This window comes from Cobetia sp. BL01 (genome assembly GCF_056493605.1).
This window is the reverse complement of sequence record NZ_JBVBEE010000001.1, coordinates 608783-621307: the sequence shown is the minus strand read 5'-3', so window position 1 is coordinate 621307 and position 12525 is coordinate 608783. Positions and strand designations below refer to the sequence as shown.

At 63.1% G+C, this 12525-nt stretch carries 8 protein-coding genes and 1 pseudogene; 6 read left to right on the top strand and 3 right to left on the bottom strand.

Annotation, left to right across the window (positions count from 1 at the left end; genetic code table 11):
- Window positions 1-27 precede the first annotated feature (27 nt).
- The 4 genes from ACZYGA_RS02645 to rsd all read left to right on the top strand — a co-directional run bounded on the left by ACZYGA_RS02645 (window position 28) and on the right by rsd (window position 5672).
- The gene (locus tag ACZYGA_RS02645) at window positions 28-2451 is read left to right on the top strand and encodes a Tex family protein (protein WP_404625716.1); all 2424 of its coding nucleotides are present in this window, start codon (window positions 28-30) and stop codon (window positions 2449-2451) included.
- Between the two features lie 163 nt (window positions 2452-2614).
- Window positions 2615-4213 (top strand): glutamate--cysteine ligase, encoded by a 1599-nt coding sequence (gene gshA, locus ACZYGA_RS02640; RefSeq protein WP_404625714.1) that lies wholly within the window; start codon window positions 2615-2617, stop codon window positions 4211-4213.
- A gap of 278 nt (window positions 4214-4491) precedes the next feature.
- Entirely contained in the window at window positions 4492-5052 is a 561-nt protein-coding gene (locus tag ACZYGA_RS02635) for a disulfide bond formation protein B (RefSeq protein ID WP_084208017.1), read from the top strand.
- A 125-nt stretch (window positions 5053-5177) separates the two neighbouring features.
- Window positions 5178-5672, top strand: coding sequence for a sigma D regulator (gene rsd, locus ACZYGA_RS02630; RefSeq protein ID WP_077375202.1), 495 nt, complete (start codon window positions 5178-5180; stop codon window positions 5670-5672).
- A gap of 203 nt (window positions 5673-5875) precedes the next feature.
- Here the strand turns inward: rsd and ACZYGA_RS02625 are convergent, their stop codons facing one another.
- Both ACZYGA_RS02625 and ACZYGA_RS02620 read right to left on the bottom strand, forming a co-directional pair.
- A complete protein-coding gene (locus ACZYGA_RS02625; protein ID WP_077375199.1) occupies window positions 5876-7267 on the bottom strand; it encodes an FAD-dependent oxidoreductase in 1392 nt (463 codons plus the stop codon).
- A 254-nt stretch (window positions 7268-7521) separates the two neighbouring features.
- A complete protein-coding gene (locus ACZYGA_RS02620; RefSeq protein ID WP_077375196.1) occupies window positions 7522-8178 on the bottom strand; it encodes a histidinol-phosphatase in 657 nt (218 codons plus the stop codon).
- 259 nt (window positions 8179-8437) lie between these two features.
- On the opposite strand from ACZYGA_RS02620, the pseudogene ACZYGA_RS02615 reads away from it, so the two are divergent.
- Window positions 8438-8911 (top strand): annotated as a pseudogene (locus tag ACZYGA_RS02615) (RNA pyrophosphohydrolase); the annotation flags it as partial.
- Between the two features lie 193 nt (window positions 8912-9104).
- Entirely contained in the window at window positions 9105-11408 is a 2304-nt protein-coding gene (gene ptsP, locus ACZYGA_RS02610; protein WP_084208018.1) for a phosphoenolpyruvate--protein phosphotransferase, read from the top strand.
- Between the two features lie 91 nt (window positions 11409-11499).
- On the opposite strand, the gene ACZYGA_RS02605 is transcribed toward ptsP, so the two are convergent.
- Entirely contained in the window at window positions 11500-12393 is an 894-nt protein-coding gene (locus tag ACZYGA_RS02605; protein WP_404625710.1) for an NRDE family protein, read from the bottom strand.
- Window positions 12394-12525 lie beyond the last annotated feature (132 nt).

Below are 12525 nucleotides of genomic sequence, written 5' to 3'. Positions count from 1 at the left end.
TCATAGTCGTGAAGGGATCGATGTTTCATGGACGCTACCGCAACTGACGCCACTACCGCTCGCCCTGCACCGACGCTGTCGCCTGCTGCTACCGCTCGCCGTATCCAGCAGGCGCTGGCGGCGGAGCTGGACGTGCGTGAAGAACAGATCACCGCGACGGTGGAGCTGCTGGATGGCGCCGCCACCGTGCCCTTCATCTCGCGTTACCGCAAGGAGGCGACCGGCGGGCTGGATGACACCCAGATGCGTCTTCTGGAAGAGCGCCTGCGCTACCTGCGTGAGCTGGAAGAGCGCCGTCAGGTGGTACTCGAATCCATTGCCGAGCAGAGCAAGCTGACCGCGAGTCTCGAGCGCGATGTGCTGGCTGCCGACAGCAAGCAGCGTCTGGAAGACCTCTACCTGCCGTATCGCAAGAAGCGTCGTACCAAGGCCCAGATTGCCCGTGAGGCGGGTCTTGAGCCGTTGGCGGATGCCTTGCTTGGCGACCCGACGCTCGTGCCGGAAGACGAGGCAGCTGGCTTCGTCGATGCCGACAAGGACGTGGCCGACCCCAAGGCGGCACTGGATGGGGCCAAGCAGATTCTGATGGAGCGTTTCGCGGAAGACGCCGCGCTTGTCGGTCGTCTGCGTCAGCGTCTGTGGGATGACGGTATCCTCAGTGCCCGGGTGATGAAGGGCAAGGAACAGGAAGGCGCCAAGTTCTCCGATTACTTCGAGCACGACGAGCCGCTGCACAAGGCACCGTCGCATCGCGCGCTGGCCATGCTGCGGGGTCGCAATGAAGGTGTGCTGAGCCTCGCGCTCAAGCTGGAAGGCGAGGACGAGTTGCCGCGGCACCCGATGGAGGGTGCCATCGCGGCGCATTTCTCCCTCGAGGACCAGGGGCGCGCCGCGGATCGCTGGTTGAAGGAGGTGGTGCGCTGGACCTGGCGGGTCAAGCTCTATACCCATCTGGAAAGCGAGCTGATCGGCCGCCTGCGTGAGCGTGCCGAGCAGGAGGCCATCCAGGTCTTCGCCGACAACCTGAAGGATCTGCTGCTGGCAGCCCCGGCGGGGCCCAAGGCCACCCTGGGGCTGGACCCGGGCCTGCGTACCGGCGTCAAGGTCGCGGTGGTGGACGCCACCGGCAAGTATGTCGATCAGGCCACCCTCTACCCGCATGCGCCTCACAATCGTTGGGATGCCTCGGTGGCGGAGCTGGTCAGACTGGTCGAGCGTCATGATGTCGAGCTGATCGCCATCGGCAACGGGACCGCATCACGCGAGACCGACAAGCTGGCCGCCGACGTGCTGACCCGCCTGTCCGGGCGTCGCCTGCAGAAGGTGATGGTCAACGAGGCAGGGGCGTCCATCTACTCCGCCTCGGAATATGCCGCGCGTGAGTTCCCGGATCTGGACGTGACCATTCGTGGCGCGGTCTCCATTGCCCGTCGCCTGCAGGACCCGCTCGGCGAGCTGGTCAAGATCGAGCCCAAGTCCATCGGGGTCGGCCAGTATCAGCATGATGTCAGTCAGGTGCAGCTGGGGCGCAGTCTGGAGGCGGTGGTCGAGGACTGCGTCAATGGCGTCGGTGTCGATCTCAACATGGCGTCCAGTGCGCTGCTGTCACGCGTCGCGGGTCTGAATACCACGCTTGCCGAGAACATCGTCGCGCATCGTGATGCCAATGGCCGCTTCGCCTCGCGCAAGGAGCTTCTGAAGGTCAGTCGGCTCGGGCCACGTACCTTCGAGCAGTGCGCCGGCTTCCTGCGTATCGCCGAGGGTGAGAACCCGCTGGATGCCAGCGCCGTTCACCCTGAGGCCTACCCGCTGGTCGAGCGTATCGCCAAGGCGCATGGCCGTGAGCTACCCAGCCTGCTGGGCGACAGCAGCTTCCTGCGCAGCGTGAAGCCTGCCGAGTTCACGGATGAGCACTTCGGGTTGCCGACAGTCACGGACATCCTGCGGGAGCTGGACAAGCCGGGGCGCGACCCGCGTCCTGAATTCCGCTTCGCCGAGTTCAAGGAAGGGGTCGAGACGCTCAAGGATCTCGAACCGGGCATGAAACTTGAAGGTGTCGTGACCAACGTCACCCATTTCGGGGCCTTCGTGGACATCGGTGTGCATCAGGATGGCCTGGTACACATCTCTGCTCTGTCGCAAAAGTATGTTGCCGACCCGCGTGAGGTGGTGAAGGCCGGTGACATCGTCAGCGTCAAGGTGATGGAGGTCGACATACCGCGTGGACGCATCGCGCTGAGCATGCGCATGAGCGATACTCCCGGTGAAAAAGGCGCGGGAGGCGAGGCGCGACGCGGGGGCGAGGGCAATCGTGGAGGGCGCTCCCAGACCGGCGGTGGCCGTCAGGAACGAGGCGGTCGCGGCAGCGGCTCCAGTGCAGGAGGCGGAGCGGCACCCGCCAACAATGCCATGGCAGCGGCCCTGCTCAATGCACGCAAGTCGAAATCATAAGCCTTGAAAGCATTTTTTACGCGCCCATAATGTGGGCATACTGACTGACGCGAACGGTGGATGCCGTTCGCGTCTTGCATGGCATCCGGTGCAGTCCGCGGGCCATGGTCATCCAACTCGACCGGAGAGGCTGGGCTTCTCCCCATGCGAAAGGGTCAATACCTTGTCCGAGCAACTCGCGTCCGCCATTGCGCGACTCAAGGCCCCCGCCCGTCAGGGACTCTTCGGGCGTCTGCGCCGTGGCATCGAGAAAGAAGGCCTCAGGGTCGACGCCGACGGCCGCATCAGCCAGACCCCGCACCCGCGTGCTCTGGGGTCCAAGCTGACTCACCCGTACATCACCACGGATTATTCCGAGTCGCTGCTCGAGTACATCACGCCGGTCTTCTCGCGTCCCAAGGATTCCCTGGAGTTTCTGGCGGACCTGCATCGTTTCAGCTATCGCAATCTGGGGGATGAGCTGATCTGGCCGGCCAGCATGCCGCCAAGGCTGAACGGCAATGACAGCGTGCCGATCGCGGATTATGGCACCTCCAACACCGGCACCATGAAGCATGTCTACCGCAAGGGACTGGATGTGCGCTACGGGCGCATCATGCAGTCCATCGCCGGTATCCATTACAACTTCTCGCTGCCGGATGATTTCTGGACGCTGCTTCAGAAGATGGAGAATGCCGAAGGCGAGGATGCGCGTGACTTCCGCTCGCGCCGCTACTTCGAGCTGATCCGCAACTTCCGGCGCCATAGCTGGATTCTGCTCTATCTGTTCGGCGCCTCGCCGGGGATCGACGAAAGCTTCCTGGATGGTGGCAATGATGACCGTCTCAAGCGTCAGGCCGACCGCAGTCTGGTCTCGGCCTATGCCACCAGCCTGCGCATGTCGGACCTGGGCTACCAGAACAAGGTCCAGGCACAGCTCAAGATCTGCTTCAACTCGCTGGACAACTTCGTCGGGACGCTGCGTCACGCCATCGTCACGCCGTGGAACGACTACGAGAAGCTGGGGGTGAAGCAGGCTGATGGCAGCTGGTCGCAGCTCTCCAGCAACATCCTGCAGATCGAGAACGAGTACTACTCCGACATCCGTCCCAAGCGTGTCACCCGGCACAACGAGACGCCCAGTCAGGCGCTGGAAGGCCGGGGTGTCGAATACATCGAGGTGCGCTGTCTGGATCTCAATCCCTTCCTGCCGGTGGGGATCGACGAGACGCAGATCCGCTTCCTCGATACCTTCCTGATCTGGTGTCTGCTGACCGAGAGCCCATGGATCGATGACGAGGAATGCGCCAACCTTGACGACAGCAAGCGACGCGTCGTGGAGGCGGGGCGTGACCCCGAGCTGATCCTGAACGTCAAGGGTGAGGAGCGGCGTCTGCGTGAACTGGCCGCCAACGTGATGGATGAACTTGGCGAAGTGGCAAGCCTGCTGGACGAGAACCACAAGTCAGGCAGCGAGCATCGCGATGCGCTGGCGGCACTCGCGCCGCGCTTCGACGATGCCCAGACCACGCCCTCGGGCCGTCTGCTGACCAGCATGCTCGACAACGGCAGCAACTTCGTCGATGAGGTGCTGGCGCTGGCCAAGGGGCAGGCCGAGCAGTTCAAGACGGAGCCGATGGAGCGTGCACGTGGCTACCTGCTGGATCAACTGGTCGAGACCTCCCTGCAGCAACAGGGCGATATCGAGGCCGGCGACCATCAGGACTTCGATACCTTCATGGCCGAATACTTTGCCTCGGCGCATGCCACGCAACCGGCCTGACTCGTCGATGCAACGCCGATTCATGTTCAGGTCATCCCTGCGCGGCATGATAGGCATCCATCGCTGATCGCGGCGACACCGGCCATCGCGACGACACCGGCCATCGCGACATCATCGGCGCCTCAGACTTGAGGCGCCGATGATGTCTCTGGCCCATGCGTGCGTCCTGGCCAGGCAATGACGCCACGCATGCTCTGAGGTGGTCATGGAGAGATGTCTTCGTGATCGCGCCATTTCTCACCAATGACTCCAGCGGAGTCGGACGGCAAGGACAGCAAATGACACACGCGGACAATCAATCAGGACAACAGCCGACACGCCAGGGTGGGGGGCTCGCCTGTCTGGCGCGCTGGAGCGGGCGTCAGTGGTGCCTGTTGGGGGCGCTGGGGTGCGCGTTGCTGCTCGGTGTCGCCTTCGTGCTGCAGTTTGCCTTCGGTCTGGCACCGTGTTCGCTGTGCATCTTCCAGCGCGTGGCGGTGGCCGTGGCAGGCGTCTTCTTCCTGCTGGGTGCCGTGCATGGACCGGGGCGTATCGGTACCCGCGTCTACGCGCTGGGTGCGCTGGCGGGCAGTGTGGGTGCCATCGTGCTGGCCGGTCGTCATGTCTGGCTGCAATCCCTTCCGCCGGATCAGGTGCCGGCCTGTGGCCCGGGCCTCAACTACATGCTGGAAGTACTGCCGGTATGGGACGTGATCACCCAGGTGCTCAATGCCTCCGGTGAATGCGCGCAGATCAGTGCCCAGTGGCTGGGGCTCTCGATCCCTCAGTGGTCGTTGATCGGCTTCTGTGCTCTGACGCTGGTACCGCTGGCCATGCTGTGGAGCAGCTTCCGGCGTTGAGGGCATGACGCCTGCCACCATGGTGGGGGGTTGGCAGCGTCCGTCGCATGGAGGATAGTGGGTTGGCAGCGGGGTGAGCACCTGATGTCAGCCCCACCGTTCGGGTCATGCCAGAGGAGGCGCCCATGCTGGAGGAATGCACCACTGCGGCGGAACGCTTTCGTGGCGTTCATCAGTTGGTTGATCGCTGGCTGGATCAGCGACGCGAGATGCTGGTCTGCTTCATGGATCTGCACGAGGCCTGCGTCAATGATCTCGAGCAGCTCGACATGACACGCGTCAATCGCTTCATCGAGCTGTTGATGGATTACATCTCGGCGGGCCATTTCGAAGTCTATCCTCAGCTCAAGGAAGAGGGGCGTGTCTTCGAGGACACCCAGGCTCTGGCCGCTGCCGAGAAATTGATGCTGCGTCTGGAGCCCTCGACGGAGCTGGTACTGTCCTTCGATGAGGACTTCTCGAGTCCGACCCGCTGCCAGCACTACCGCACACGCCTGCCCGAGTGGCTGGCCCGTCTTCAGGAGGGGCTGACGGAGCGCTTCGCGCTGGAAGATCAACTGATTCAGCGCCTACATGCGGTACACGAGCCACTGGCTCACTCGCGGCAACCCGTGGCATGAGTGAATGACTCAGGCAGACATGCTGTCCGCCTGAGTACTGAGTACTGAGTACTGAGTACTGAGTGCTGAGTGCTGAGTGCTGAGTGCCAGCCGCCGTCAGTGGCAACACGAAAAAGCCCCCGTCAGCAGATGCTGGCGGGGGCTTTTCGTTCGGCCCGACTTCCTTCAGCTCACCTGCGCGGCGGTTGGCGCCGCGCGGCGTATCACATCAGGGAAGAGGCTTCCGGGCGTTCGAGTTCGGTCAGCTCGATCTCACCGGTGAGCAGGTCACGCTCGAAGGCATCCTTGTCGATGTTGAAACCAAGGAATTCCTGAGCGAGATACATGTCCTTCTCGGCGTTGCCCAGACAGCTGGTGCCACCCGGTGACGGCGTCATGTTGAAGACGATGCCGGTGCCCGGATTGATCTTGGCTTCGCCCATCACGAGCTTCTGCTTGCTCTTGTCGATCAGCTGCGGGCGCACGCCGCCGAAGCCCTTGGCGAAGCTGACATCCTTGACGTCCAGGCTCGGGACGATCTTCTTGATGTCGCCGTGGAACAGGCGCTCACGCAGTACCGGCACCTCGAACATGAAGTTCTTGAAGATGTAGTTGCGGATGTCACGCACCTTCATCAGGTCCCACAGGGCCTTGACGACGTTGCGGTCCATGCGCAGTACCTTGAGGAACTCCCAGAAGGTCTTGCCGTTGTAGCGCTCCAGCAGCGGCAGCATCAGAGCGGTCGGCCCGAAGCGGGTCTTGCCTTCCACCAGCACGTCCGGGTCGCCGTGGACGGCGGCGAACGGCAGGTTCTCGTTCTGGATGGTGTAGACCTTGCCGTTGAGCACCTTCGGCGTGAAGTAGAAGGAGCCAGCCATCGGCAGGCAGGACTTGTCCAGTCCGTAGCCCATCTTGTGGGCGAACAGCAGGGAGTGACCACCGGCGCTGACCACGACATAGCGTGCGCTGAGCTCGCCCTTGTCCGTCTTGACCTTGTAGACGTCACCTTCCTTGCGGATGTCTTCCACGGCGGTCGAGAGGCGAACGTCGAAGTTCATGCCTTTCTCGGCCGCTGCCTTCTCGCCTTCGCTGACGAAGGCCTCCGACAGGGTGGTGTAGTTGACGGCGGTGTATTCGTCGGTGGAACCCAGCGCGACGATTTCCTCGTCCGGACGGCGACCTTCCACGACCTTCGGCTCAAGCTCGGCGATGTCATCACGCTCGAGCAGCTTCAGATTCGGGAACAGTGGCTTGAAGGTCTCGAAGCGCTTGCGCAGGAACTGGCATTCCTTGGCACCGACCGCCAGTACCATCTTCGGGTACTTGTAGACGATGTGATCGCGCTCACTCTCGCTGAGCTTGGTGGCGAAGTTGACCACCATGCCTGCGGTGCGCTTGGTCACGCGCGCCTTCTCGACCGTGTAGTTGGTCTCGATGTCGCCGCAGTGGATGGTCTGGGAGTTGTTGCGACCGTGCGAGTTGACGATCGCGACATGGTCGTATTTTTCCACCAGGCCGACCGACGAGAGGTCGGTGTAGCGGGCGAGTTCATAGAGAAGGGCGGTGCCGGACACGCCGCCACCCACAATCAGGACATCGTATGTCGTTGAGGACATGGCTGCTCACGCTCAGAGTTGGTGAGGGACATCCCCCGGCACCCGACCGGGCTACCGGGGGCCGTCCTGCCGTGACGGGGCATGCCTCGTCAGGCTCGACGGTTCGATGGACACACATTATAGACACATCGGACGCGAAATGATTCAGCAAATAAGGTCGACTTTATGGTGAATGCCTGTAGCCACATGAAAACCTTATAGATGAAGCTGCATTCCCTTGTAGGTCGATTATTTGTTTTAAAATCAATGGCTTGTCAGTCGCGCAGTGAGATGATGCGCCATCCGCGCTGCTGGGCGGTCGCCAACAGTTGCTCATCCGGGTCCACTGCAATGGCAGTATCGACACGCTCGAGCAGCGGAAGATCATTGATGGAGTCACTATAGAAGGTGCTGCCATCCAGGGTGTGATCACGCTCGGCAAGCCAGGCTTCGAGGCGAGTGACCTTGCCGCCCTGGAAGCTGGGAACTCCGTCGACGCGGCCGGTGTAGCGCCCGTCGATGATCTCGGGCTCGATGGCGATCAGGTCATCCACGCCAAGGCGCTCGGCGATGGGGGCAGTGATGAAGCGGTTGGTGGCGGTGATGATCAGCAGCGTATCGCCGCGTGCACGGTGACGCGCCAGCAGCTCTTCTGCCCGTGCCAGAATGATGGGCTCGATCTTGGCGGCCATGAACTGCTGGTGCCAGGCGGCGAGTTGTTCCGGACTGTTCTCGGCCAGCGGCTTGAGTGAGAAGGCCAGGTACTCGTGAATGTCCAGTTCGCCACTCTGATAGAGCTGGAAATAGCGCTCGTTGGCTTCACGGTAGGTGTCAGCGTCGACAGCGCCTTGTTCAACCAGGAACTCGCCCCAGGCGTGATCGCTGTCCCCGGCGATCAGGGTATTGTCGAGATCAAAGATGGCCAGACTCACGGAGAACTCCTTGCTCAGCCCAGCCGTTGGCGTGGGCGACGGACGCAGACAGAGGGGCGCGGCAAGGTCGCCGGCCCAGTGTTTGCGCGGGTGTACGGGGGCCAACGGAGGATTTCCGAAGGCGGTGTTGCAGTGCAATACGGTGAAGGGGTCGATTATTGCAGACGTGCCTGGCCTTTCACACCGCCAAACCGCGTATTGAAGCGCTTTCAGCCTTTGTGGAAGAATGGTTTCAATTAACGAATCAAAGGTGACATCCGTGATCGACGCTGACGGCTTTCGCCCCAACGTTGGCATCATCATTGCCAACTGTGAGGGCCAGCTGCTCTGGGCGCGCCGGGTAGGACAGAATGCGTGGCAGTTTCCGCAAGGGGGCATCAAGCCAAACGAGACACCGCAACAGGCGTTGTATCGTGAACTCGAGGAAGAGATCGGCCTCAAGGCCGAGGACGTCGAGATACTGGCCTGTACCCGAGGATGGCTGCGCTACCGGTTGCCCAGACGCATGGTGAGAACGCACTCCCGACCGATCTGCATCGGTCAGAAACAGAAGTGGTTCCTGTTGCAGATCCGCTGTCAGGACAACCGCGTGAGTGTGGATTCCACGCCCAAGCCGGAGTTCGATGGTTGGCGGTGGGTCAGTTACTGGTATCCGCTGGGTCAGGTCGTGGCCTTCAAGCGCGAGGTCTACCGGCGCGCGTTGCGCGAACTGGCACCGCGTCTGCAACGACTGGTGGATTCGCAGGGCAATCTGCCGCTCTCGGCGGTGCAAGGCAACATGCCCTGCAGCGAGGACAAGGTCGCCATCAGGCCGACGGGAAATGATCGCCACATCCCCGATTGAGGTCGGGCTCATCATCTGCAACGTGCGCGTCCGGGCCAGGAACCCTGTTTCCTCGTGAGGCGCGTCATGCTCGAGGTACACCATGCTTGAGGTATTGCGGCGTATCGTTCAGGAGGTCAATGGCGCGCGTTCACTCGACGCGGCGCTGGCGACGATGGTGTTGCGCATTCGCAAGGCCATGAAGACGGATGTCTGTTCCGTCTACCTTCTGGCGCCCGAGACGGACCGATTCGTGCTCAAGGACACCATTGGCCTGCGCTCGTCTTCCGTGGGACAGGTCAGCATGGCGCGCGGTGAAGGGCTGGTGGGCATGGTGGCGCTCAGAGAGGAGCCGCTCAACCTCGAGGATGCCCCGGCGCATCCCCAGTTCCGGTATTTCGAGGAAACCGGCGAGGAGCGCTTCTCCAGCTTCCTGGGCGTCCCCATCATCCATCAGCGCCGCGTGCTCGGCGTACTGGTCATCCAGCAGCACGAGAAGCGTCGTTTCGATGAGGGCGAAGAAGCCTTTCTTGTCACGCTGGGCGCGCAGCTGGCAGGTGTGCTGGCGCATGCGTTGGCGACCGGGGCACTGGGCAAGCTGGCCGGGACCAGCGGCCAGGCGACCTTCAAGGGAGTCGCCGGGTCTCCCGGTGTCGTCATCGGCAAGGCCTTCGTGCTCTCTCCGCCGGCGGATCTGGACTCGGTGCCGGACCTCATTCCCACCGACATCGACTTCGAGATCGCTCGCCTGAAGGAGGCGATCAACGCCGTGCGCGAGGAAATCCGTGTCGCGGCAGAGCGTCTGGCCAGTCGTATCTCCACTCAGGAGCATGCGCTGTTCGAGGTCTACCAGCAGATGCTGGGCGACGCGGCGCTGGGTCAGGAGGTCGAGAAGCGTATCCGGGAAGGGCAGTGGGCGCCTGCGGCACTGGCCGATATCGTGCGCCGGCATGTTCAGTATCTCGAGCGCGTGGATGATGACTATCTGCGTGAGCGCGCCGCGGATATCCGCGATCTTGGCCGGCGGGTGCTCGCGCATCTGCAGGAGGAGGGCGACAGCGGCCCGATCGAGTACCCCGAGAACACCATCCTGATCGGCCATGAGATCAGCCCGGCGACACTGGGCGAGGTACCGCGGGAGCGGCTCAAGGGGCTGGTGGCGGTCAGCGGGTCCAGCACCTCCCACGTCGCCATCCTGGCGCGGGCCATGGGAATTCCGACCGTGCTCGGGATGGTGGACCTGCCGCTGTCACGCCTGGGTGGCGCGCCGGTGATCCTCGATGGCCATCGCGGTCGTCTGGTGGTGCGTCCGGAGCATGAACTCAGCGTGCATTATTCGCGGCTGATCGCCGAGGAGCAGGCGCTGAGCGTGCTGCTGGAGCAGGAGCAGGATCTGCCGAGCGTGACGCCTGATGGCCATGTGATGCCATTGATGGTCAATACCGGCCTGGCGCTGGATGCCGTGGCCTCGCTCAAGACCCGGGTTGGCGGTGTGGGGCTCTACCGCACGGAAGTGCCCTTCATGATGAATGATCGCTTCCCCAGCGAGCAGGAGCAGGCACGACTCTACCGTGAGCAGCTGGCCGGTTTTGCCCCTCTGCCTGTCACCATGCGTACGCTGGATATCGGGGGCGACAAGGATCTTCCCTATTTCCCCATCAAGGAGGCCAACCCCTTCCTTGGCTGGCGCGGCATACGCGTGACACTGGATCACCCGGAAGTCCTGATGGTGCAGCTGCGTGCCATGCTGCGCGCCGCCGAGGGCCTGGACAATCTGCGTATCATGTTGCCGATGGTCTCGGGGATCGAGGAGGTGGATGCCGCGCTGGCGCTGGTCAATCGTGCCTTGATCGAGCTGGCGGAAGACGGTGTCAACGTCTCACGGCCCAGCGTCGGCGTGATGATCGAGGTGCCGGCGGCCCTCTATCAGCTGGAAGCGCTCGCGACCCGGGTCGACTTCTTCTCGGTGGGGTCCAACGACCTCACCCAGTACCTGCTGGCGGTGGACCGCAATAACCCACGAGTGGCGAGTCTCTATGATGCGTGTCACCCGGCGGTATTGCGCGCGCTGGCGCGCCTGGCGGAAGAATCGAAAGCGCTGGGCATGCCGGTGAGCGTCTGCGGTGAGCTGGCCGGTGACCCTGCCGGCGCCTTGCTGCTGCTGGGAATGGGCTTTGATGGTCTGTCGATGAATGCGCCCAGCCTGCCACGTGTCCGTGCCGCCATTCGCCGCGTGTCGTTGGCGGCAGCCCAGGGGCTGGTCAGCGAGGTCCTGTGTCAGCCGACGGCCAATCAGGTGCATGGCCTGCTGCTGGAGCGCATGCAGGCATGGGAGCTGGCGCATCTGTTGCCACCGCGTGACCACACGCCGGATGCCAGTGCGGTCCAGGCGGCAGTCTCTCGTTAGCGACTTGCAGGCAGGATCGCAGACCTGCGCTCCTGCCTCGGGTGGCGTCCTCTCGCTGGCCTTCCTTCAAGACGTCCCCTGCAGGCAATCGTCAGCTCAGCTGCCATCCCCGTGTCGCTTCCTCCTGGAGGTGCGACACGGCCTTGCGATGAGCGACGCACTGGCCTTGTGGTGAAAAGCGGCGCTCATGCAGTGTCAGTGAGGCCCGCTTGTCATCTCGCTGCCAGCGCACCAGGGTGGCAGCGCGGGTGCCGTACTCGGGGCTGGTGATGAAGGGGCTGGACAGCAGGGCTTCCCGCTCAAGCGCCAGGCCGGTGGCCGGCAACTGTGCCGTCGGCGGCCGCCATCCATCCTGCAGGATACCCAGACAGGCATCGTCATCGTGCATGACCGCAGACGCCTTCAGCGCGGCAAGGCGCTGTCTGAGTCGCCGCTGCTTTGGCCATTCATTGTCCGGGTGACCATTGGACAGGCTATGCAGCCCAGGGAGGAGTCGGATCAGCTGGCTGCCGTCGGGCCCATGATGGAGTCGCCAGAGAGTCCGGCCATCGCAGACCAGCAAATTGCACCAGTCAAGTGCGCTCAAGCTCAGGGGTTCGCAGTGCTCGGGAGAGTCCGCCGCGAGCCTTGCCATGACGGTCTCGCCAGCGCTCAGGGCCTCCAGCCAGTCCCCAAGCGACAGGGTGGAGGCATTGGCCACCGCCTGTCGCACGGCGGCCGTGACCAGCTGACCGCGACTGATGGTGGCCGCATGGGAGGGGCGGTCCAGCTGGCGGACATTGGTCAGCGTCGCCAGGGCGCCGGCCCGATGCATGACCAGCCATCCCCCTCCTGCCACCAGATCACGACCACCACACAGGGCGGTATCCGGCCAGCGGCACAGGCCAGTGGTCGCACGGGCATGAAACTCGTCGCGGTTGCCCAGCAGCGTGAGGCAGTGACCTGTCGTGGCATCTGGCTGCCAATCGAATGCCATCAGGCACATGGCGAGACTCCGAAAGAGGGTGGGCGAGGTTCCCGGGGATCAGGATGTGACAGGTGTCGCGCCGGGAACATGACGCCCGTCAGTGGCTTGCGTATGCTGCAGTCTTGTGGCGAACGGGCCGACGATCTGCCG

Coding starts and splice junctions, on each gene's coding strand:
- ACZYGA_RS02645 (WP_404625716.1), top strand. CDS start 28: ATGGACGCTACCGCAACTGACGCCACTACCGCTCGCCCTGCACCGACG.
- ACZYGA_RS02635 (WP_084208017.1), top strand. CDS start 4,492: ATGACACACGCGGACAATCAATCAGGACAACAGCCGACACGCCAGGGT.
- rsd (WP_077375202.1), top strand. CDS start 5,178: ATGCTGGAGGAATGCACCACTGCGGCGGAACGCTTTCGTGGCGTTCAT.
- ACZYGA_RS02625 (WP_077375199.1), bottom strand. CDS start 7,267: ATGTCCTCAACGACATACGATGTCCTGATTGTGGGTGGCGGCGTGTCC.
- ptsP (WP_084208018.1), top strand. CDS start 9,105: ATGCTTGAGGTATTGCGGCGTATCGTTCAGGAGGTCAATGGCGCGCGT.
- ACZYGA_RS02605 (WP_404625710.1), bottom strand. CDS start 12,393: ATGTGCCTGATGGCATTCGATTGGCAGCCAGATGCCACGACAGGTCAC.